The organism is Aquimarina algiphila (assembly GCF_007489275.1).
Classification (GTDB): Bacteria; Bacteroidota; Bacteroidia; order Flavobacteriales; family Flavobacteriaceae; genus Aquimarina; species Aquimarina algiphila.
The window spans coordinates 1-22,109 of the sequence record NZ_VLNR01000028.1 but is presented as its reverse complement, the minus strand read 5'-3'; the positions used below and the strand labels follow the sequence as shown (position 1 = coordinate 22,109).

Genomic DNA, 22,109 nt, shown 5'->3' with positions numbered 1-22,109 from the left:
AATGAAGAACACCATTTTAGCACTTGGCGTGGGTTTTCTTATTGGTAGACATATTTACAAAAAGTATGACAAGAAAGAAGCTGATAGAAAAGAAGCACAAGTCAAGAAAAGGCTTATAGAAACATTAGAAGATTTAGGGTTAACCAAACGAGAAGTCAAGTCACAATCAAATCACATTTTAAGAAGATAAATAAAATAGTATGCCCATTGAAATTAACATACAGAACAAGTCATATATAGTGCCAGAATCTAACGATCCTTGTGAACTATGGGTAGGTTATTTCAATTCGTTAAAAGCTACCGTTGGAACGACAAATGCCCGTACTATTTGGTTGGTGACTTGGAAGACAAACGGATCATCCAGTTGTACCACAAATGGAGATTTCAACAAGTGGCTAAAGAAGAATAAAATTGACGTATCAAGTGCAGCAACAAGAGCCATAGCAGATGCATCTGAAATAGGCAGCAATTTTATGGGGTTAGGAAAGAATTTGTCAAAAGTTGTTTCAATAGCCGTGCCTGTAACCTTGACATTATTATTAGCGGTTATAGGGCTGATTTTGTGGAATACTGCAAAGAAAGCGGATGCAACTGACCTTGCGATGCTTACACCGATGGGTAGATCTATTGGAGGAGGGATTAAATTTTTGAACAAATGAAAAAAGTAGTTGGATTACAGATCACCGCAGGCACAGTAGGACTGATATTGATTGGTACTACTTATATGACTTTGCGTAATAAAAAGCGAAATAAACTTGCTAGTAGTCTATTGGGTGAATTAAGTAAAAGTTTGAATCCAGACAGTAAAGGACTAGAGAGTTCAGCAGCTTTAGATGTTAAATACGTAGACAGGGTTTTTAATTCTCGTTCAGGAAAAATAATAGTATTAAAGAAGTCTACGGCAACACGATATGCCAATGAAATTCATAAAGGCTTTAGACCTTGGTATCGAGGTGGTGACTTAGAGGAAAATATATATGCCGTATTCAGGAACCTAAAGGATAAAGTGCAAGTATCTCAGGTCGCTAAAGCATATCAAAGAGAACACAAATTAAACCTTAGAGATCAATTAAAGGATCACTTTGATAGAAGTGAAATCAAAACAGTATTAGGTATTATCTCAAGATTACCAAAATACAGAACAGTATAAAAGCAAAACAATGGAAATGACGAAAACAATGTGGTGGGTAATTGGAGGTGCAGGAGTAGCTGGATTGGGTGTTGGTATTTACTTTTTTGTAAAGAAACGCAAAACCAATAAAGAGACTTCATTTATGGGAATGGGAAATAAAGGAAAACCCATCAAGGTAACAAGTGGCGGTAAAGCAACACCTGTTACAGAACCGAATTGGAATGCAGCTTTTAATATGAATTATATCAAAGATGTAAAAAAATGGTTAGGAAGAAAACGTATCAAGGAATTGTCTGAATCTGCTGCTAAAAAGTATGCTATTGAATTGAACAATGCCAAAGGTGTATTCAATGATGATGAAAAAGCAGTAGAGCGTGTATTTAGAAGCTTACAAGATAAAACACAGGTCGCTAGTCTATCAAGAGCATTCTATTTTAATCACGGCAAAAAAGATATGTGGCAGCATCTTAGAAGTTTCTTAAGTGATAGCGAGATGAAAAAGCTTGTCAAAGATCCTGTACGAAGACTACCAAATTACAGATTAGCCTAAGAAATGACACATCACAATTTTTTCAATAAAGGACAGTATTATGAAAATTAAGAATAAAAAGCCAACAGGAAAGAAGACTGGAAATAGTGATAAGACCCTATGGATCATTATTGGGGTTACATCCCTAGCTTTAGGAGGGATTGGGTATTGGTACTATAAGAAGCGCAAAAGCAAATTAGAGATGTTACCAAGAGAAGCGGAAGATCTTGATCGAGAAATAGCAAGTACCATTGCAAACAATACAACAAGAAGATCCACTACAACAAGAAGATCAACTACAACAGGAAGATCCACTACAACAAGAAGACCAACAAGGTTTAGATGCAGCAGTAACAAATATCCTCTGCAATATGGTACTTGTCATAGGGACGTAAAAATATTGCAATCCTATTTAAGTAAAATTTATAAGGCAGATTTGGGACGTTCTGGAAGAAGCAGAGATGGCGTTGACGGAATGTTTGGAAATAAAACAAATAAAGCAGCCAAGAAGCATTTACAAAGAACATCATTTAGCAAGCAGGATATCGATGGAATGAGAACGGCAATTAAAACAATAAAACGATGATACGTACAAATGATTTGATTATAGCAGGGGTTGGCATTGGTGTAAGCATTTTAGCGGTATACCTTATAAAAGGTCAAAAAAAGAAACCTGAAAAGGAAGCGCCTGTATTACAGAAAAGACAAAATATAGAGGAAATCATAGAACCTGAACCCATTACAAAAGTAACGTCAGAAGCAAATTACATAAAACCAAAACAGGAAGCAAAGAAACCTTGGTTATTGACTAAAGGAAGTAAGGGCAAGGAGGTTGAACGGCTACAGATTTGGCTATTAAGACACCACGGTTGGAAAGGAACTATTACCAAAGTGTTTGATCAGCAAACTGAAGAATTGGTAAAGAAGATTTTCAAGACGGATGGCATTGATAGAGTTACTTATGATAAACATCAGATGGGAACTCCGATTCACGAACTTATTAAAGCTTAAGATACATGGTACGCAAAAAAAGAAATCTAGGAGGTCTGTTAGATGCATTAGTAGATAAGGATGGATTGAAAACAGAAGTGACAATTACACTTACCAATCAGACCTTGTTAAAAATCATAATAGGAATGCTGTTAGCTGGTGTAGCCATTGTTGTTGTGGCTAATACGGTTAAAAACCTATTTCCAAACACACAATTAGCAGCTATAGAACAAGAAGTAATAAAAATTAAACAAACCCTTTAAATCTAAAAAGTTATGGAAATCGTATTGGAACAGTTTACAAGTTTTTTGAATTCCCTTGATTGGGCATATATCTTCTCTTTTATGCTTATTACATATGTAATAAACTATTATAAAATACCTGAATTTATAGGTAAAGGATTAGGGATTAAACTAAGGAACAGATACCAGGTATTAATCATAGCATTTATATATGCCGTGATTGTCTTCTTTATTCGAGGATATGATCTGTCAAAAGTACTATGTCTTTTTATCTCTTTTCTTTTTGCAACTGCATTTTATAAGTTTCTCCTTCAGGTTGTTGTTGAAAGATTTATGCCAAAGAAGAAAGTAGATACTCCAAAAGATGATCTTTTATGAAACAGTATAAATGGATACTACCCCTTATAGCAATTGCAGGGGTAGTCATTGCACTCTTTTTTATCATTCCTGCAGAGGATGATGTAATCGATCAGATACAGAAGATTGAGATTGAAGAATTGAAGCGAGAAAATAAGACTCTTATTCAAACTAATGAATTATTAGATAGTAAGGTTGAGATTTTGGAATCGATGGCAGATAGCCTAACGGTATTGATTAATGTAGACAGCCGTGTATTAGAAAAATTAAAGGAAAGGAAAGATGAAAAAGTTAGTGCTATTGATGATTTTACTGATGATGAGCTTTATCAGTATTTCGCAAGATTTGACACCAAAAGTAAGGGAAATTGATAAGCTTCCACACTATTGCTTTACGATTGCTCAATCACGTGAGATAGCCAAGTTGTTGGAACTTGGGAAATACAATGATTCGTTGGTGACTAATTTATCCTTGAATATTAAAAGGTTTGAACTAGTTACCCAAAAGAAAGATAGTATTATCTCTTTTCAGTCAGACCAATTAGAGAATTACGCAATGGTGGTAAATAATAATGATAGAACCATTATGCTATTGGAGGAAACTATCAAACGAAAAGAGAAAAAGATCAAAAGAAGTAAGCTACATAAAATACTATTAGGGATAAGTCTGGTAGCACTTGGAACATTAATAATTAGTAAATAAGTAAGAAATGGGAGGATATCAATCAGATTTTAGATTAGAAGATGTAAGAGGAGATGGTAACGTTCCTTTGGAGAACAGTATAGGGGGTTATGGAGTTACTACTGGAGCAGACGATAATGTATATGAATTATCATTAGATCCTAAATTAACAAGACCGTACGAAGCGGGTTTACCTGTAGAAGTCGTATTTCATAGTGCAAATACCGAAGCTGCTACTTTAAATATTGATGAGCAGGGAGCTATTCCATTAAAGAAATTTAACGGTGTGTCATTGACACCTTTAGTAGCCAATGATTTAAAAACAAACCTAGTTTATAAATTGGTTTTCGATGGGAATTGTTTTCAGGTTCTTACAGGAATTCCGTTAAGTACTGGCATTAGTCAAAACCGAGAAGAAATATTTTCAGTACTGGATGAAAACATAAATTCAGATAGTGTTTTTTACACCAGTAATAGAAATAGATATTCTGTAGTTAATGGGAATCTAGTAACACCATTAAATATAAGACTTCGAAGGGTTGGAGGTGCAGGACAAACAGGTGGTACAGGAAGTGGTGGTACGGTTTTAAAAATGCCGGCACTTGCAGAATTTGGTAGTGTGATTGCTTGGACTACTCATTCTTCAGAAGGAAACCTTTTCTTTTGTCAGTTGAGTAGTTTTGGAGTATTAGCTATAGAAGGTGAATTTACTTCAGCACTTGATGAAGTATTAATAATTTTTCCACCATATATCGCAAAATTACCCCTAGAAATTCCTGCAAATCCTGTCTTTAACGTACCACCAGTACCATAAAGAAATGAGGGATGGCAACAAAAAAAGAACAATTTGTAATTCGTTATTATCCTTATGCAAAGAAGGCTTCTGAGAAATCTGGAGTACCCATTTTGTTTGCATTGGCGCAAAGCGCTTTAGAATCTGGTTGGGGGAAATCTGCAAAGGGAAATATGATGTTTGGAATCAAAAAGGGATCTGGAAGAAATTACGGAGGTTGGTCGCAGGGCTACAGCCAGTTAATTACTACTACTGAATATAGCTCTAGTCCGAATCGCAACTTCCCTTTTATTTATCCAGGCTATCCAATTCGACAATCCAATGGAAAATGGAAGTATAGAATAAAAGATGTGTTTAGGGCATACCCTAATCCTTTTTTCTCATTTATAGATTGGGCTGGCTTGTTATTTAAAAATAGGAGATATAGCTACGCGATGCGGTTTAAAAAAGACCCGTATCGATTCGCTGAAGAAGTAGCCAAAGCTGGATACGCTACAGATCCCAATTATGCCAGTAAGATCAAAAGAATAATGAAGGAAGTTGAGCAGATTATTGTTCTGAAGAAATTAGATAAAAAAGAAAGGAGCATTGTGCTTCCAATGGCAATTATGGGGATAAGCGTCATTGCAATAATTATTGCAGTAGTAAAAAGTAATACAAAGTAAAAAGTATATGGAATATTTAAAGTTAGCAGGGATATTTATTGGAGCTTCAGCTTTTTGGAAGGCGTTAGAAGCGTTATTACATTTTGGATTACAAAAGAAGTTGAAGAAAGCTGAATTGCGAAACCTAAATGCCGAAACCAATGAAAAAGTGATTGGAAATTGGATCGCTTGGAGTGATAAAATGGAGGAGCGTATTCAGGGATTGGAAAAAAATAACAAAGAGATGAAGCAGACGATCACTAAACAACGTGAGCGTATTAATGATCTTGAAGTTTATATAGAAGAACTTGAACATAAGTTGAAGAAATACCAAGAGAAAAAATGAAAGCAGATAAAGGGAATATAACGATGAACGTACTTTTCGGAGCTTTTTTAGCAGTAAGTATAGTATTAAAATGTGTTGCTATTCGTGACCGTAATAAAAGGGAGAAAGAGAAGAAACAATGTAATTGTGGTGGAAAAGGATAGAACACATATATGGTTAGGTATAGGTGCTGCTTCTATAGTAATTATAGGAGCTATTACTTTATCTAGACTAAAATCAAAACCTAAAGTTGATCTTACCAAATTTGATAGCCCCGATATTCAAGGATCTGGCAGATGTATGGATAAAGAATTCATTAAAATGCTTCAAAAATTGGCTAAAGTTACCAAACTACCCATTTTCGAAATGATTAACTCCGGTGCAAGATCATCATATTGGAATGCTAAAGTAGGTGGGGTTTCTAATTCATCCCATAAAATACCAAAATGTCAAGCTGCGGATATTAAAGCACCTACTAAGGCTATTCGAAATAAGATAGTAGTAGCTGCAAAATTAGTTGGGTTCAAACGTATTGGAGTGGGTAGAACCTTTGTTCATCTGGATAATGATAGTTCAAAAAAGCAATATGTAGCTTGGGGTTATCCTTCAGGAACGAAACCACCGATTAATCCTTTTGTATAAAAAGAATAGTTATGTTAAGAGATCGAATACAGAAACAGACATATCCAAAAAGAAGAAATACGGCAACAATCCTCAATTATCTGGAGGAATTAGTATTAATCAATGCCAAAGAAGTTGGGCTTGTACCTATAGATCAGGATAATAAAGGCTATCAGGATATTCCACTTCCTTTTGGTAGGATCATTCCATTAGAAGTACCTGAAGAAGCTGTATCGGCAACTATGATGGTAGAACAGGGAGTTGTTAATGTTATTACAGATCCAGACCCAGATGAAACTGTATCAATTATTGCTAGATCAAATAAAAAGAAACGTACACCGCCTATACCTGTGTTGGAACTACCCATTACGAATTCGTCAGCTGTACTAAGGTTTAAAGAAAACGGATCAAACCCTAACATCAATTCAGGGTTTGGATTAGGAAACCAAGATATATTTGAATTGGTAGGATCTGAAAATCTAAAGAAATTTAGGGTAATCGGAGTACAAAAAAATGGAACACCCATTTTAAGAATTCAATTTTATAAAACGGCACAATTTGAGTAAATACTATGAGAGCAATTAGAACACAACGCTTTGTAAGAGGAACACAAACAAATGATAGTGCCGAGGGAAGTACAAGTGGTTTAGCACCATTCATAACCGAAGTATGTGGTGCTAGAATGCGTGTAAAAGGAATACGAAAGGTACAAATTAAAGGATATCACTTTACTCCAAATGTAACTATAGATACTGGTGCGGAAATAGATAGTTCAGAGTTTAAAAGAGCAGGGAGTCTTGTTGTAGTTATTAGTCAGGTAAAGTTTATTGATCCAACCTTATTAGAAGCTGTAGTATTTGCAGGAGATACAGAAGGGAGATTTAATTTGATAGTACGAAATGGAAATCTAAATTCTGGCGATACTGGAAATGAGACAATTGTAGTAATTAATCCTGTTTGGGTAGATTTAAGAACAACATCAGTAATTGATTTAGGTTTAGAAATTAGTCCAGGAGTAATTGTCAACCGTAACTTGGAAAAAGGGTTATGGGGTATTAATAGAAGTTCAGATTTCAATAGTGCTGTAAAATTTAGAGCATTTCCTTGGAAAAGATGTGACGATCTTTCTTTTAGTATTGTATTTACCCTGAGCGAAATAGAAGGGATCAGTCTTTTTGGAATTGGAGGAATTGGCATTGAAGTTGGTAACTTGGGTTCAGAACCATTATTCGAAGCAGAATCTCATCTATTTGTAATTAACGGTACGGCAAATCAGATGTATGGTGGTGGATCAAGATATAGAAGGTGGACACAAGATATAGGAGGAACAGCTTCTTTTGAAGTGTCTAAATTTTATAGACTGAATTATAATTTCAGCACATCGAGAACCTTAATGACTATAGCTGAAGTCGATCCCTTGAATTTTGATAGGAGAGTTAATACTCTCCGACAATGGTTTTTAAATTCTCCTAGTGATAGTGAAGTATTACTTCCTTATTGGACGGTAGGGAGTAACCAGAATTTTTTTCTTACTGCTTTTAAGATCGGGTGAATTTCGGATAGCATTGCATTAAAAATCAAATTTTAAGGAGTGTTTTTTACTTTTTGAACGGTTAACGTTTTGGGATAACCACTTTGATCTAAATATAAATAATGAATAGAATATTTATCATCCCTAAAATCGCCCATATTTACTTTGGACAATATTTGCCCCGTTTTTCTTATTTTATAGTAGGAACATTCATCTATCCATTGAATTTTTATTGGCTTTCCTAGATATTCGTTGTTTATAACCTCATAATCATCTTTACCCCTTTTGAATCTTGTTATTGTGTCTGCTCCATAATGAAATGTTCCATATTTCCATTCTTGACATTTTTTAAAATTAGGTTCTATTTCTGGAGGTTTTATCGGAATAAGCTCTGTAGGTTCATTATGTTCATACCAAACATCTTTTGCTACTTTTTCAAAAAAGCCAAAGAAGGAAATAATTTCTGCGATTATTAAACCAATAACCCAAAATGACAGGAGGTAAGTTTTTTCTTCACCAACTAAGGCATAACAGATCAGATATAATGAAAGTGCGCATGCAATAATTCCTGTCCAAAGGAAATCGTTATCTTTTGAGAAAAAAGCAACATTTTGTCCCATTCTAAAGGCAAAATCCAACATAAATCCAAGAACTATAGCAAAAATAGCTTTAACTAAAAACCAATAAAAATCTAAGCGTTTCATTAATCTAAATTATGAAGATCAAAAAAATATTAACCTAACCTAATCAAAAGGAGTTGGTTTTAATTCTTTGTATATGAATTCTTTTTTATCGGTAAATTGAAGAAATATCTTACCAATAATACTGTCGTTTATTTTTTCTTTCAAGTATTTTTCATCACCTTCATTAAAACTTAAATCATATAGCTTCGAATTTTTATATGTTAAAAAATCCTCACTCAAATTAAAGAGCTTTTCAAAACTCTTTTTATGTTCTTTTATAAAATATCCATAGTAAAAGTCTATTTTTAGTTCTTCACCAATTGGTATATTTCTTTTTTTAGAAGATACCAACTTTCCGGATTGAAATTCTAAAAGTTTATAATCTTTTAGATTCATCCCCGTTTTAAAAGTATTCAAATAAACATTTGTTAGCTTTAATTCTTCAGATGTTTCATTAATAATCTTGATTGATTTTGGAAACATTATGAAAAACTGACAAGAATCTTTATGCTCACCTCTATACAAAATCTTACTTTGTAATTCATTTGGCTGTTCTTCAAGTATAATTTGAGATTTACAACTAACTAAACAAAATAAAAAGAAGGAGTAAACTAATTTTATTTTAAATTTTTTCATAATCTTTCTTAATTTAAGACAAAGCAATCTATTAAATACTTTTCTCTACCATTTTCGGTTTTCTCATAATAGAAACAGGTATAATAATTATTGTCACCAGCATCCAATGGAGCTTCATAATCCCGTAATTCGGGTAGTGTCTTTATTTCTTTACATAGGACTTTTTCATAAGCTTCTTGGCATACGTACTCTATTGCTTTAAGCCCTAACATCTTTGCACCAGCATTTTCAGTTTTAACCCAGGTTAGCGCAGATTTCAACCCTGCCATTTTTCTATGTTCCCATGCAAGTCTACTTTCTTCAGTAAATTCATTAATAATTTCGTTTACTACCTTGGTGGCTATTACATCAGCAGTCATAAACAAAGGACTTAAAGCTCCAAAACCAGAAACAGAACGAATAGCGGAGAAAAGCCCCATAGCACTGATTACAGAAGAAGGTTTAGGAATTTGTAGACCTTTTTCTGGTTCTTTGAAAATACTATGAACAGTTTTAGAAGCATTAATAAAATCTAATATACGCAATGCTTCTCTTCCTTGTTTTATCAAAATATCACTACCGTTTCTTAAATCCCTCCTATTAAAATAATCACTAAACTTTTTAGTTTTCTGTATCTCAAATTGATTAACATTTTTAAAAGTAGCTTCCCCTTTAATTACGTAATTGCCGGACTGAACACTTTTATAGCCATAACGGACACTTTCATTTGTGTCCCAAGAAACTCGTTCATACAATAACGTTTTTTTTACTTTATTTATTTCTGTAAGCGTACTTGTTTCTGTAATTCTTACGGTACTTATAAATAGACTACTAAAATAAGGATTGGGGTTAAGTTCTTTCGAAATTTTAGCAAGCATTTTAAAGCCGAAAATCATTAACTTACCTTTATTGTCATAAAACTCTGGTAATCCGGTTCCTTCTACAATTGGTTTTATGAACAAATCCTGTTCATTATACCCTACACGTAGTCGATCATCATTTTCATCTTTAGGAAATTCTTCTGATAATTTTTTATAAGATATTTTCCAGTATAGTTCGATGGTTTGATCCATAGATACCATATACCCATCATGATCATCATAGATTACAGGTTCCCAACTATCTTCAAGCTTTACCTCTATAGTTACAATCCTTTTATCTCCTACTTGTTTTACTTTTTCTTTTGTAGTAACAGGATCATTGGGAAACTTGGAGTCATCAGGGTCTAGTATATCTGCTTTCCAAAATAACTCATCATAATCAAATAGTTGAAGTTCTATTTCTTCTCCGACTTTTATTCCTTTGACTTCTACGTGAAAAAACATAGTTTCTCCTAATGGAACAGAAACTTTCTGTCTCTCGCTGTTTTCATCTAGCATTTTATATATATAAGGTTGCTCTCCTTTTTCATCATATGTCCACCATCCTTTTACGATTTCTGGTTTTATATAATTAGCCGTTATGGTTCTGGTTTCTCCGTCTTCAAACTTAACTGTAAATCTTGTCATGGTTTTGGTTTTAAGCTTCTTGTTGATCTATCACTTCTAATTTTATAGACTCTTGGTTACTTTTAATAGCATAATCCTTGATTGTGTCGTTTTTTAGAATAGTTCCATTGTATTTAAAATCATGTTCTTTATCATTCAAATTTACTGTAGTTTTATCTCCTATTCTGTTTTGAGTTTCAATATTCAAATAGATAACATCTCCCGTTTGATACTCTTCGATTTCGTTACCATCCGTATCAGTAAGATAGTATCTAGTTATTTCTTTATTACTTTCAATAGTGGTTGGTGCAACATTTAATCTTTCTGGATCAGTTACTTTCCAATGTTTTGACATTATTACTTGACCATCAAATAAAATTGTTGCAGGAGATAAGCTAAATGTAACAGTGAAAGGGTCAACACCTGTACTAGTAAAGTGGTAATTACAATACACACAATAAATATCCAATAACTTAATTTTAGTGCTTTTACTATTACCTAGAGTGGGTGAAAAAATAATTTCGCACTCCCTTTTCATCATTGTTGGATGGATAGACCATTCAAAAAATGTGTTGTCCTTACTCGCTTCAATTACAAAATCGAAGGTTCTGGACTGTGGTTTGGAAATTGGTCTACCTGTATAGTCACTATTTTGCAAGAAACCGAAATAATGCTGTAGAATATTAAATTCCATACCATCTACATATAGTTTTACTTGATAGCTCATTACATTTAGTTTTAGGGTTAATTAGTTAAATTATTCAGTTGGCGAATTGGTCAAATAGATCTAAATTATCTAAGTCATTTATATCAAAGTCAGTGTGACCTAAAAATCGACATTCGCAGGAACTACTATTTTCAAAATCAAAAGTCATTATATTATAATTTCTCTGGCGCTCTACTAAAGAATTCTCGTTTAAAAAATCCACAAATGCCTTTTCATTAAAAGATTCTATTTTCTTAGTATTTGGAGTGAATTTACCATCGGTATAGGCGTACTTTACAATCGATGCTCCGCCATTTTTAATTTGGATATTAAACGTAGATCTATTCGAAACCTCTCCTTCCATATCCATTTGTATCAGAAATAATCGCTCATAAGATTGATATCTATTAAAACCAATAAAACGATTAAGGACACTCTCAACATACGGTTCTTTATTTAATTGAAGAGAATCAATCCAAAACACCTTTTCAAATATTTCACGACAATTAGAGTTTTCTCTAACAATATCGTTCGCACCAAAATCTATTGTAAAAAGCGGTTTTTTTGTTTTAATATTACATTGGGTAAATATTGTAAAACAAAATATAGCGATAACTAATAGAATTTTTCGTGACATACTTTATAAATAGGTTAAATTCAATTTCTTAATGTTACTCAACATAGATTAAAGAAGGGGGGAATCTTGTTAAGGTGTATCTAAAAATTCTCATTATACTCTTTTAATTCTTTTAAAGAGAAATCACTATAAACACTACATTTACAAGAGTCTTTTTTGTCAAAATCAATTACCAAAATATTTTTTCTTCCTTTGATGTCGATTTCACCTTTTTGATTTAAGTAACTATAAAACTTCTCTAGTTCAAATTGTTCAACTTCATTTGATGTTGTATTTAGAGCTTTACCTTTAATATGTTTTGAAATTAAAGTTTTGCCGTTCTGAAAAATTAAAACACTAAAGGAATTCGAGATTACAACTTCTCCTTTGTCGTAGGTTCTTATTAACAAAACTCTTTTTAAATTGTCGTTATTTTCAAGTTCATTGGCAATTCTATATGAAATACCATCAATAAAATTGTAGCTTCTAATGTCCTCTGGATCAATACTAAAATGTTTAGTTAATATTTCATTACACTTGGCATTTTTTGTAATTATCTTAGATACTAATTCTTCAAGTTGAAAATTAGATTTATTTTTAGAAGAATCACAACTAGATAAAATGCATAAAATTATTGTTGCTATAATATATCTCATTATCTTGGATTTAGAATTTGCCTTTATATTTGAATTTACTTCTCTTGACCATTTTCCTTCTCGGAATTCCACGTTCATTCCTAATAGGGTTTTCAATATTTTTTCGAACTCTAGCTTCTGTTTTATCTAATGGCACAAAATTATTAGGAGCATACCAAACTCCATCGTTAGGGTTGTCTTCATATGGGTTTACATAATTTGAGTCACTTAAATCATCAGTTCTATTTGCAAAAATTTTAGAATGACCAAGTTCATGAGCCAGACCTATTTCAGAAGGTCTATCCTTATTCCCATTTACATCAACACCTCCAGTTGTCTTATTCAAATTTATTTCAATAGTTGAATTACCTCCTTCCGTTTCAGTTGTTCTATTTTGTCCATCTGAAGAATTTGTAATTGTAACCACTTCATCACCATTTATCAAACCATCTACTAAATTTTGCCCTTCATCACAACCACTATTGCAACCAGTTTCGGATATAGTAACTTGTCCATTACTATCTATTTCTAACGTACTATCAGTTAAGGATTGAAGGTTAGCCAACGCTTCTTGCCTGAACTGTTCATCTCCATCAATAATAATATCAAAAGGAGCTAATCCTTCAGGGTCTATATATCTCATAGGATTATTATTTACAAAGTTATAAGGGGATTTATCAGGAAACTCATCAGATAGTGGGTCAGGATTCATCCAACGACTAGAAATAGATGGTTCTAAAGTTGATTCAGAATAAGTTATAGTTTCTTCAACAAAACCTACAATTTGCTTTGACTTTGTATTTAACAAGATAGTTCCAATTTGAACTATGCTGTCATTGTCGAAATGTTCGATATATTTTCCCTTACTAAGTGTCCCTATTTTTGGTTTATAGTCAAACTTCTCAAAAGGGATTTGAGCAGTTACAATTCCAAAACTCATAAAGAATAGGGAGTATAGATATACTTTTTTCATTCTAATCGATTTAGTGTTTTTTCTTTTTGGTTGATTCGTTTTTCTTCTTATTCTCTCTAGTTCTAAGAAGCTTTAAAGTATAGTCAAAGGTGCATTCTTCATCAGTAGTGTTATTTGCTTTTAAACTTAAAACTTCAAAAGTCTCAAAAATCCCATTGTTGTTATAAAGGCATAAATAAGTCATACCATCTTGCTCTTTGATTTTTAAATCCATAAAGTCTTCCTCTTTGGAAGCAACTTTAGTCGGGGGTTCATCACAATGAATAATCTTTTCCAATATGATTTTTTCATTTTCGTAAAAACTCCAGTCTATACCACTACAATAATCTCCATTACCACATCTAGCACTATTTAAAGTAATTGTATCCTTTTTGAAGTAATCATTATTTGAATTATCAAATGACCATATATTTGTTGCTTCTGGTACAAAATTTCGAGATTTGGCAAGTGTTTCTTTGAAAACAGATTGCATTTCTTTTGGTGTAATTTGATTTTGAGCATTGATTATCCCAAATATGTTTAAATACAGTATTAACAATAATGGTAAAATCATATTTTTCATATTCCATGATGTTTTGTTTCTATAAACTCCCATTTATTCGTGCTACAGGAATATTCAAAAACAGTCGTACTACCACCACCATTAGCCATATTGTAGTTTTTATTTTTGTAAGTTATTTGAAAATCGATTAAATCGATTTCTATCCTACCTCCTTTTATTTTGATAGGCTGAATTTGAAAAGCATAAATCCCTTTTTTTAAAAGTCTTTTATTTTTTCTACCGTAGATATTTATATAGTTAATTTTATACCCTTCGATATTTTCAGGCAAATAATCATTCATCGAATCGTCTTTAAAGACAAAATAATAATCATTAATATTTCTGGCAGAGACTCCGCTTTTAATCATTTCTTTTTCATAATCAATTTTATTTTTGATAGCGGTATTGTAAAATGTTTTTAAGTCGATATTCTTCTCTTTTTGAGAAAAACATAAAACGCTAAAAAACAAGAATGATATTAATACAAGATTCTTCATTTTTTTATCTTTTTGGTCTAACAAATCTTTTTTGAGGAAGTGTTGCTATAACCCCTTTACCACTATAAATATACACTCTTCCACCACCACCTCTATAAAACGTGTAATTTGTTCTAGTAGATCCACTCACATCAGGTTTTGAAGGAGCGTTTTGGAAACTGCTTGTTGTTGTACTACCTCCGATGCTTGAAGAAGCAGATGTACTATTTCTATTCGCTGCGCCTGCGCCTGTTACTTTTGTGCCACTTGGATGGCTATGAAAAGTTGATTTAGTGTTACCACGTATTACGTGTTCTATACTTGCATGCGAATTTACCGATGGATCAGAAACTGCTCCTGCTGGAGATTGGGTAACAGTTCCATCGTTTGAAATTGTTCCACCGTATTCTCTGTTATTCGCATCAGAAGTTCCTCCTCGTCCGTTGTCCTGGTTAACAATATCAACCATTGCTTGCCTAGTATCAGCACTTCCTTCGATCTCTACACTATTGTCATAAGCAATACTATTTTCTTGAAAGGCTGCGGTATTACCACTATTATCCTTTATAAACTTTTCTGTTGCTCTAGCTTCTTTACCAGATATACCAGCCGAAGCAACACCACTATCAAAGTTTTTCTTAGAAGTTTTTACAACATAAACTTTGTCGTCATCTATACCATCATCACCAATTTGTCTACCAGCTTCATTTACAAAAATTCCAAATAATCCGTCTGGATCAATGACATTTATGGGATTATCCCATGCATAATTATACGGAGAAAACCGTCTCATACCTTCTGCTAATGGGTCAGGGTTCATCCATCGACTAGATATTGAAGGTTCTAAAGTCGCTTCAGATAATGTTATCGTTTTCATTTCAAATCCGATTATAGATTTAGAACGGACATTAAGTAATACCGTTCCAATTTGAACAATACTATCATTATCGAAATGCTCAATAAATTTTCCTTTGGTTAGTGTTCCTATCTTCGGTTCATACCCAAATTTTTCAAATGGATTTTGTGCTGTCATAATAGTAGTACACATAATTAACAACAATATAATATAACTTTTTTTCATTTTGCTAATTGGATTTGTCAGGGTTAGTTATTTTTTTATTCTCATACTTTTTACGTTCTTCTTTCAAGGAATTGAGCCAATCCATATACATTTCTTCTGGCATTCTGCGATAACCAGATTCGTGAATTGATACATATTCGTGTTGAATCTCAAGGAATTGTAATCTTAAAAAGTCATCTTCGTATACTTCCTTGGTAAAAACATCAAAATCTTTCTTTACTTCTTTCTCAAAAACCTTCTTTTTGGTTTCTGCTTGAAGAATTCTGCCATTTATATAATGGGGGTAGTATTGTAAAGCCACTTGACAAGCTTTCATTACAAATTCACCGTCATTATCAGGAAAAACTTTATTATATCCTTGCGCCAAATCTATTATACACATAGCAATACTTTGTTTGTCACTTAGAGCTTCCATATACATTTTATTTGTTATTGCATCCAAATGGATATAACCAGAAGCCATCAACCAAGCATCATTAGGAAAAATACCAGAAGTAAGCTCAGTATTGTACCAACCATCTATTTCATTTCTATGTTTAATATAAATATGATTTGGAGCTATTGATAAATGAGCATCTGTTCCAATTTCTTCAGCAAGTATTTTATATAAATAGGGCATGGAGTGACAATTTCCTTTGCCAGTTTCTAATAATTTAGAAACAAACATACTGTCCCAATTTTTCAAGCCCCAAATATCCTCAAAATCGTATACATAAGGAATATACTCGTACATCACTCCGTTTTTATCAACAATAGGTATCGTATCTGTTACTACCGAGAACAAAGCAGCATACTTTTTCACTTTTAAACTATCTTTACCCTGGTATTTTAATTTTATATGCTTTACCATAGATTTAGTAAAAGAGGTAAGTCTTTTTATTTCAAAATTGAACCCTACGGTGTCAAGTACGTTATTGTAATAAGCATTTTCAACGCTCATTACAGCCTTTTTAAAACTTAATTGACAAGAATCTTTAAGCATGCAGTTTAGTTGCTCTAAGGTGTCATTATATACTTTTTCCTGATCTTGAGACCAAAGCGAAATACTTATAAGTAGTGTAAATAGAAATATTCTTTTTTGCATCATTATTGCTTAACAGGTATTATGGTGTTTAGTTTGGTTTTAAGTTGAATATTTTGTTGTTTGTTGCTTTCTTCTTTTACCGAAGCCAACCACCTTTGATACTCGTCAGGTGGCATTTCTTGATGCCCTAGTTTATCAACCATATTGTATTGAGCAATCATATTTTTGTATAACTGAATTGCTCTTGGGTGTTGTTTTATTTCATCAAAGTTTTCTTTGCCAATACCTAGCCTATCCAGAGCATATTTAACCTTGATAGTGGTGTAATTAGATTTTATTAGATATGCTTGAACATTGGAAGGGTTGAGTTCCAAAGCTTTTGAGATGATTTCATTAACAAACTCATCATACCCATATTTACCAATATACCCCAAAGCTAAATTCATATAAAGGTGAGATTGTAGTTGTTGTTTAGAAAGGGGATGCATATATACTTTATTCTGGAGAGCTTCAGCTTTCACATATCCCGATTGAAGTATAAAGGCATCAGTAGTTAGCATTCCATTAGTTAATTCAACATTATACCATTTCCACTTTTCATCGTCTTGAAATTTTATATAAGAGTGATTAGGTGAAAGGGCTAAATTAGCTTCAGCTCCAATTTCTTCTGCCAGTATTAAATATAGCTGTGGTAATGAATTACATTGCCCTTTACCTGTTTCTAGTAACTTTTTCACAAACATCTTGCTCCAATCATCCTTACCCATATAGTCTTCAAAATCATAAGTTAAGGGGAGGTGTTTAAGATTTTTAGATTTTATCTTTAGAGTATCTGAGAAAAATTGGAAAAGCAGAAAATTCTTTGCTAAGTTACTTTTAGAATCATAACCTAATTCGTTCATTTTTTCTCTTAGAAAATCTCCTGTTTGTTTGATAGTATTTTCAAACTCATCGTAGTTCTCTGTTTCCTCATAAAATGCATTTTCAATTGCAAATATTGCTTTCTTTACAGAAAAGTCAGCGCTAGACATGTTTCGTAGCTTCTCAAACGCCTTACGGTAATAATTAGCTCCTTCTTCATTTCCATAAGAAGGTAAACTATAGGTTTCAGGAAAAGAGTGCAAAGCATCGTTAATTAATGCTTGCGCTTGTTTTTCTCTCATTTGTTGCTCTTGCTGATTTCTTTCAACTTCTGCAATTAAAAGTTGATTTCTCACATTTTGATTTGTAGTATTCAATGGAGAAATAGTAGGGCTACCAAAGTTATTCTTAGAATAATTAGTAAACTGGCTTGCATTTGGTGTTTTTGGCATCAAATCAGGAAGTACTTGAGCATTCAACAAGGGAAATACTCCAAGTAATAATATGGAGACTATTTTATTCAATTTGACATTGGTTTTAAGTTTCACAAACATAGCTTTATATTAATTAGTAACCTAAAAGTGTATAGGGGTGTTTTCCCCCCATGTGGTTGAGTTTTCGATAAGTAGATTGATATTGTCGATAAAGAACTCATACATTTAGATTTTAACTATTTGTTAATTCAATTTTTTCTTGTTTAAGATCTGCATTGTTATAGACAAAAGGATATATGAAAGGTTTTTCTGGATCATTTCTTTCAAAATTTATCAATACTTTTTTCCCAATAGAGAAAACACTTTTTTTTATTTTAGAGTTTGTTGTTAATGGCAATGGTGGTTCAAGCCAAGGTGTACTTTGTTTTGATTCTTTTTGCCATTCAAACTGAACTTTAATTCTATCATGTCCTTTAGGGTCTTTGTTGTCAACTACGGTAGCCCATTGGAAGCCATCTGTACATATTCTCGGCTTCTCAGTATCTATGTAAAAATCACTATCTGCTCCGACTGCGATGAAATGATTGTAGTATTCTCCATCAGGTCTAATAATGTGTTGTACTTGTATCACTCTATATTTTCCATAACTTGAATGTCCATTTTTAATATCCACAATTCGCCCGATACTAATGTCATGATTTGTACTTGCTCCAACTATTTTAATGTGATTGTTGTCATTGATTTTTTCATATTCAGAATGTACTTGTTGAATAGGATTGTTTATCTCATTTTCTGGTTTTGGTGATCGTGTGCTAAAATTGAAATGTAATAGACTTCCAGAGTAGTTTAATCTAATGTCTGCTCTTGATTTGAGTTTTCCAAAGTATAAAGTATCTGTGTTGTAGATTAAAAATTCATTCCGATTAATTGCTTGTCTTTGGATAAATTGAAAAGCGTTTTCGCCATACTGTACACAATATGGAATGCTATCATTAAATTCTGGAGATAATTTTACATTCAGTTTATCTCGATTATATCCCTCAATTGATTTGCGTATTATACTAGAGAGTTTGAGGTTTTCGAATGATCTAAATTTGGAAATTGTATCAAGTAATATACTTGAGCCATAGCCTTGAATACTTATAATGTCTCCTGGACTCAAATATCCCTTTGAAATATCCATTGCATTAATAATTCCTTTGAATTCAAATGAGCTATACCCTTTAGATGATCCAGTTGAATCCATTTTTACCCTGATACTATTATTAATTGCTCTATTAATACCTAGAAATGGAGAAAGACTTGTAAAAGTTTTTTCGATTTCGGCATAACTGGTTGATAATCTAAATATAGAATGCTCTCCAGCTTTTTCCAATAGTGAAAACTCATTAATGGATTTAATTTGGTGATTACCAATTAATATTTCATAAACATTTTTTACTACCATTTATCTATAAGCAATTAACAATTCGAATAGGTTTAATATCCATCATTCAACATTCCATTTTGTGTAAAAAGTCCAAAATCAGAAAACGCTTTGTTTCGGGATTCCATTTTTTTAACTTATTCCTTTTTAGAAATTCGGATACAGAAATTTCCATACTTGTATTTTTGAATGACTTAAGTACATTTTTCTTTGTAAACTTTTTAGGGGTGCTACTATAAGCTGTCTGGAAATAATAATTATTTCGGAAAGCAGATAAGAAGGTAACTGGATGGGATGCGATAAATAATCTAAGATTAAAAGTGTAATCAATTAATAGATAAAAAGAACCATCAAAAGGTATATCATGTGGATTATCCCAAGAATACAGTATAGCATCAATTATTTTGGGATCAGGATCTTCAATTGTTCCGAATAATTGTTCCGTTTTAAATAGAATATCAAAAATCTCAACTTTTGGCAAGCCAACAAGATGTTTTGCTACTTTCTGTATAATCCTTCTTTCTTTTACACTATTCATCGGTTTGTAAATATTATTAGCTGAAACTTCCGTTTGTATTTGTGGTTGTCTTGCTTTGCAATTACTTTGTCTCTAAAGTTTTCAGACAGGGCTTTATTTATGCTTATACTGAAACTAATTCCTTATAAATAGGATCTTTTTGTATCATTTTCATAAGATCTTTTTTTGAAGTACATTTCTTTTTTTTTGCATAGTTTTCTGTATATCCAGTTATTTTTGAAATTTCCTTTGTACTCTTTCCTTCCAAAGAGAGATGTAATAATTGCCTTTTAGAATCATTCAATTTTAAAAAATATTTCTGATAGATATCTTTTCGGTCTTTTCCTTCTATATTCTGTGGATCAGATACATATAATCGATCAAGGAGGTCTTCAAGAAGAGCGGTGTCGTGTATTATTTTATGTTTTCTGCGTAGACGATTTCTCCACAAGTTTTTACAAATCCCATAGAAGTAAGCTTCTAATGAACTATTAAAATGTAATAGATTCAGAACTGATTTTTGATATATAATAATCATTGCATCTTGAAATATGTCCTTTACATCTTCTTCATTCCCATAATGAGTCATAATATGTTTACGTATACAACTAAGGTTTTCTTGATAAAAAGATTTGATTACAAATGGGTTTCCAGAAATTATTCCTTCTAAAATTTTGTCGTCTCTTTGGCTTTTCATGATTCTATGCTTGGTTCTTAGATGACCTTTTAAACCTCTTTTAATTCTTTTCTATTAGTAATGGACTATTCCCTAGTAACCCTTCTTTTTCTAGTTTGGTAAGCTTAGAAAATTCTTCTTTGGAGATTGCTTTATAACCATTTGGGCATAGCTTCTTAAATTGTTCATAAACAAGTGCGCCTTTTTTCTTTTCAATAGTCTCTATGCTAATTTTTAACTCTTTTAATCGGTCTTCGGAATTATTGTCTTGAAACATTAAACCAGTAGCGATTTGGATTGCTTTTTCTTTATTTGGATGAATACCAAAAATTCGATCACCAGAGTAGGTAATTCCATTAAAACGAAAAATCTCGGTGAACTCATTTGAAGATTGGTTTTGAGCTGTCTGTGATTGAATAGAGATAGTTGTGAAAAGTAAAAAGAATAAAGTTGTTAGTGTCGTTTTAATATTCATATCGATTTATGGTTTAATTAGTTTTAGTTGTTCAGTGTTGAGTTTACAAAGACATCAAGATGTTTGCTCAAAACTATGGGGCTACATAGAAAAAACACTTGGCATAAAATTCAAAATGTTGGAATTTTTACTGTGTTTAATTTTAAAGCAAACACTCGACATCTTTGTTCTACACAAACTCAAAACCCACTCTTAACTCTTAATTTTTTTTAAGCTTTTATTTGATGAAATTGATCTGATTTTTTTTTAAAATGTTTAGTGGATTAAACCTTTGAAAAACATTTTTATCAGATTCAATATATAGTATGTTCGATCCTTCAAAAACTCCTAATGAAAGCAACTTTTCAAGTAGTTCATCTGCTAATTGTTTAGAGATTTCTATAGGAGTATTCATATCAACAATGGTGTCTATTGTTTTTAAAATAGATAACTTTTCTTTTTTGCTCAGTTTGTCATAAATATCATTTGCAAAAGCCATATATCTTGAAGTTATTTTTAATACTAGAATTCAAATAGGCTATGGAGTTGCTATATTTTCAAAGTTGATTGTCTTATTTAGGGGTCTACTAATGCGTAACTTTTGTATATTCTCGGCTTGATTGTTACGAAATAATTTTGTTGAATAAAATCCAAATCTAAAGTATACGACGGCTTCTTTATATACATAATTCCGGCTGACATCGTCATATTCAACAGGAGCGTTTAAATCTCTCATATTTTTTAAAATGCGGTACAATTTAGTTTTTGAGATTCCCAATTTCGAAACCAATTCTTCTGGTGTTCCTGTAGCCTGCAAACGAATTAGTTGATCTATTCGATTTATGATTTGAACTCGTTCAATGAATGCACTCATAATTATTTAGATTATTGGTATAGAAAACCTTGATAGTATGTAAGAAAATTGATTATACTGGAGATTCCTATGAAATTGACCCGGGTATTCCTGTTTAAATAGAGCATAGCAAAACAGTTCCCAAAAGCGTGTTTATTTCAGTGTTAAAATTACGATTTTTTTCTTTTTCTTCTCATCGACTCTCC

The 22,109-nt window shown here is 32.3% G+C and carries 34 protein-coding genes; 16 read left to right on the top strand and 18 right to left on the bottom strand.

All coding sequences use genetic code 11. The features are described from left to right. Position 1: 1 nt before the first annotated feature. The 16 genes from FOF46_RS14390 (at position 2) to FOF46_RS14315 (ending at position 7,866) form a co-directional block, all read left to right on the top strand. Positions 2–190 carry a hypothetical protein gene (locus FOF46_RS14390; protein ID WP_143916928.1) on the top strand — a complete coding sequence of 63 codons (189 nt, stop codon included), beginning with the start codon at positions 2–4 and terminating at the stop codon, positions 188–190. A gap of 10 nt (positions 191–200) precedes the next feature. Further along, positions 201–659, top strand: a complete 459-nt coding sequence (locus FOF46_RS14385; protein WP_143916927.1) for a hypothetical protein — start codon at positions 201–203, stop codon at positions 657–659. Then, on the top strand, positions 656–1,150 hold the full coding sequence (locus FOF46_RS14380; protein ID WP_143916926.1) for a hypothetical protein: 495 nt from the start codon (positions 656–658) through the stop codon (positions 1,148–1,150). Before FOF46_RS14385 ends, FOF46_RS14380 begins: the two co-directional genes overlap by 4 nt. Positions 1,151–1,166: 16 nt before the next feature. Then, complete coding sequence (locus tag FOF46_RS14375) at positions 1,167–1,682, top strand: hypothetical protein (RefSeq protein WP_244299621.1); 516 nt, start codon at positions 1,167–1,169, stop codon at positions 1,680–1,682. Positions 1,683–1,722: 40 nt separating this feature from the next. After that, positions 1,723–2,247 carry a peptidoglycan-binding domain-containing protein gene (locus FOF46_RS14370; protein WP_143916924.1) on the top strand — a complete coding sequence of 175 codons (525 nt, stop codon included), beginning with the start codon at positions 1,723–1,725 and terminating at the stop codon, positions 2,245–2,247. Then, entirely contained in the window at positions 2,244–2,672 is a 429-nt protein-coding gene (locus tag FOF46_RS14365) for a hypothetical protein (protein ID WP_143916923.1), read from the top strand. Before FOF46_RS14370 ends, FOF46_RS14365 begins: the two co-directional genes overlap by 4 nt. A 5-nt stretch (positions 2,673–2,677) precedes the next feature. Further along, a complete protein-coding gene (locus FOF46_RS14360) occupies positions 2,678–2,914 on the top strand; it encodes a hypothetical protein (protein WP_140591338.1) in 237 nt (78 codons plus the stop codon). Between the two features lie 12 nt (positions 2,915–2,926). Further along, the gene (locus FOF46_RS14355) at positions 2,927–3,271 is read left to right on the top strand and encodes a hypothetical protein (protein WP_140591334.1); all 345 of its coding nucleotides are present in this window, start codon (positions 2,927–2,929) and stop codon (positions 3,269–3,271) included. Then, positions 3,268–3,621, top strand: a complete 354-nt coding sequence (locus FOF46_RS14350) for a hypothetical protein (protein WP_143916922.1) — start codon at positions 3,268–3,270, stop codon at positions 3,619–3,621. Before FOF46_RS14355 ends, FOF46_RS14350 begins: the two co-directional genes overlap by 4 nt. Next, positions 3,566–3,952 carry a hypothetical protein gene (locus FOF46_RS31575; RefSeq protein WP_208746780.1) on the top strand — a complete coding sequence of 129 codons (387 nt, stop codon included), beginning with the start codon at positions 3,566–3,568 and terminating at the stop codon, positions 3,950–3,952. The genes FOF46_RS14350 and FOF46_RS31575 overlap by 56 nt, the downstream gene beginning before the upstream one ends. A 7-nt stretch (positions 3,953–3,959) precedes the next feature. Continuing rightward, a complete protein-coding gene (locus FOF46_RS14340; RefSeq protein WP_143916920.1) occupies positions 3,960–4,745 on the top strand; it encodes a hypothetical protein in 786 nt (261 codons plus the stop codon). A gap of 11 nt (positions 4,746–4,756) precedes the next feature. Continuing rightward, a complete protein-coding gene (locus FOF46_RS14335; RefSeq protein ID WP_143916919.1) occupies positions 4,757–5,389 on the top strand; it encodes a glycoside hydrolase family 73 protein in 633 nt (210 codons plus the stop codon). A gap of 7 nt (positions 5,390–5,396) precedes the next feature. Next, positions 5,397–5,714: an Atg14 domain-containing protein gene (locus tag FOF46_RS14330; protein ID WP_143916918.1), complete on the top strand. Its 318-nt coding sequence runs from the start codon at positions 5,397–5,399 to the stop codon at positions 5,712–5,714. Between the two features lie 129 nt (positions 5,715–5,843). Further along, positions 5,844–6,335, top strand: a complete 492-nt coding sequence (locus FOF46_RS14325; RefSeq protein WP_244299620.1) for a D-Ala-D-Ala carboxypeptidase family metallohydrolase — start codon at positions 5,844–5,846, stop codon at positions 6,333–6,335. A gap of 11 nt (positions 6,336–6,346) precedes the next feature. Continuing rightward, positions 6,347–6,880 carry a hypothetical protein gene (locus FOF46_RS14320; protein WP_143916917.1) on the top strand — a complete coding sequence of 178 codons (534 nt, stop codon included), beginning with the start codon at positions 6,347–6,349 and terminating at the stop codon, positions 6,878–6,880. Positions 6,881–6,885: 5 nt separating this feature from the next. Further along, positions 6,886–7,866: a hypothetical protein gene (locus FOF46_RS14315; RefSeq protein WP_143916916.1), complete on the top strand. Its 981-nt coding sequence runs from the start codon at positions 6,886–6,888 to the stop codon at positions 7,864–7,866. Between the two features lie 32 nt (positions 7,867–7,898). Here FOF46_RS14315 and FOF46_RS14310 read toward each other — a convergent pair whose 3' ends face one another. The 18 genes from FOF46_RS14310 to FOF46_RS14225 all read right to left on the bottom strand — a co-directional run bounded on the left by FOF46_RS14310 (position 7,899) and on the right by FOF46_RS14225 (position 21,924). Further along, on the bottom strand, positions 7,899–8,549 hold the full coding sequence (locus FOF46_RS14310) for a hypothetical protein (protein ID WP_143916915.1): 651 nt from the start codon (positions 8,547–8,549) through the stop codon (positions 7,899–7,901). Between the two features lie 39 nt (positions 8,550–8,588). After that, complete coding sequence (locus tag FOF46_RS14305) at positions 8,589–9,164, bottom strand: hypothetical protein (protein WP_143916914.1); 576 nt, start codon at positions 9,162–9,164, stop codon at positions 8,589–8,591. A gap of 8 nt (positions 9,165–9,172) precedes the next feature. Further along, positions 9,173–10,651 (bottom strand): hypothetical protein, encoded by a 1,479-nt coding sequence (locus FOF46_RS14300; protein ID WP_143916913.1) that lies wholly within the window; start codon positions 10,649–10,651, stop codon positions 9,173–9,175. 10 nt (positions 10,652–10,661) lie between these two features. Beyond that, on the bottom strand, positions 10,662–11,357 hold the full coding sequence (gene tssD, locus FOF46_RS14295) for a type VI secretion system tube protein TssD (RefSeq protein WP_143916912.1): 696 nt from the start codon (positions 11,355–11,357) through the stop codon (positions 10,662–10,664). A 34-nt stretch (positions 11,358–11,391) separates the two neighbouring features. After that, positions 11,392–11,973 (bottom strand): hypothetical protein, encoded by a 582-nt coding sequence (locus FOF46_RS14290; RefSeq protein WP_143916911.1) that lies wholly within the window; start codon positions 11,971–11,973, stop codon positions 11,392–11,394. An 80-nt stretch (positions 11,974–12,053) separates the two neighbouring features. Then, the gene (locus FOF46_RS14285) at positions 12,054–12,608 is read right to left on the bottom strand and encodes a hypothetical protein (RefSeq protein ID WP_143916910.1); all 555 of its coding nucleotides are present in this window, start codon (positions 12,606–12,608) and stop codon (positions 12,054–12,056) included. Positions 12,609–12,618: 10 nt separating this feature from the next. Then, on the bottom strand, positions 12,619–13,560 hold the full coding sequence (locus FOF46_RS14280; protein ID WP_143916909.1) for a M91 family zinc metallopeptidase: 942 nt from the start codon (positions 13,558–13,560) through the stop codon (positions 12,619–12,621). Between the two features lie 10 nt (positions 13,561–13,570). Then, complete coding sequence (locus FOF46_RS14275) at positions 13,571–14,122, bottom strand: hypothetical protein (RefSeq protein WP_143916908.1); 552 nt, start codon at positions 14,120–14,122, stop codon at positions 13,571–13,573. Further along, the gene (locus tag FOF46_RS14270) at positions 14,119–14,598 is read right to left on the bottom strand and encodes a hypothetical protein (protein WP_143916907.1); all 480 of its coding nucleotides are present in this window, start codon (positions 14,596–14,598) and stop codon (positions 14,119–14,121) included. Before FOF46_RS14270 ends, FOF46_RS14275 begins: the two co-directional genes overlap by 4 nt. A 4-nt stretch (positions 14,599–14,602) precedes the next feature. Further along, entirely contained in the window at positions 14,603–15,658 is a 1,056-nt protein-coding gene (locus FOF46_RS14265; protein WP_143916906.1) for an RHS repeat-associated core domain-containing protein, read from the bottom strand. A 4-nt stretch (positions 15,659–15,662) separates the two neighbouring features. After that, positions 15,663–16,742, bottom strand: a complete 1,080-nt coding sequence (locus FOF46_RS14260) for a hypothetical protein (RefSeq protein WP_143916905.1) — start codon at positions 16,740–16,742, stop codon at positions 15,663–15,665. Positions 16,743–16,744: 2 nt separating this feature from the next. Next, positions 16,745–18,067, bottom strand: coding sequence for a hypothetical protein (locus FOF46_RS14255; RefSeq protein WP_143916904.1), 1,323 nt, complete (start codon positions 18,065–18,067; stop codon positions 16,745–16,747). Positions 18,068–18,209: 142 nt separating this feature from the next. After that, the gene (locus FOF46_RS14250; protein ID WP_143916903.1) at positions 18,210–19,424 is read right to left on the bottom strand and encodes a phage baseplate assembly protein V; all 1,215 of its coding nucleotides are present in this window, start codon (positions 19,422–19,424) and stop codon (positions 18,210–18,212) included. A gap of 46 nt (positions 19,425–19,470) precedes the next feature. Further along, positions 19,471–19,941 (bottom strand): hypothetical protein, encoded by a 471-nt coding sequence (locus tag FOF46_RS14245; RefSeq protein WP_143916902.1) that lies wholly within the window; start codon positions 19,939–19,941, stop codon positions 19,471–19,473. A gap of 103 nt (positions 19,942–20,044) precedes the next feature. Further along, positions 20,045–20,617, bottom strand: a complete 573-nt coding sequence (locus FOF46_RS14240) for an RNA polymerase sigma factor (RefSeq protein WP_143916901.1) — start codon at positions 20,615–20,617, stop codon at positions 20,045–20,047. A gap of 40 nt (positions 20,618–20,657) precedes the next feature. Beyond that, entirely contained in the window at positions 20,658–21,071 is a 414-nt protein-coding gene (locus FOF46_RS14235) for a hypothetical protein (RefSeq protein ID WP_143916900.1), read from the bottom strand. 217 nt (positions 21,072–21,288) lie between these two features. Then, positions 21,289–21,549 carry a hypothetical protein gene (locus FOF46_RS14230; protein WP_143916899.1) on the bottom strand — a complete coding sequence of 87 codons (261 nt, stop codon included), beginning with the start codon at positions 21,547–21,549 and terminating at the stop codon, positions 21,289–21,291. A gap of 39 nt (positions 21,550–21,588) precedes the next feature. Then, entirely contained in the window at positions 21,589–21,924 is a 336-nt protein-coding gene (locus FOF46_RS14225) for a hypothetical protein (RefSeq protein ID WP_143916898.1), read from the bottom strand. Positions 21,925–22,109: the final 185 nt, after the last annotated feature.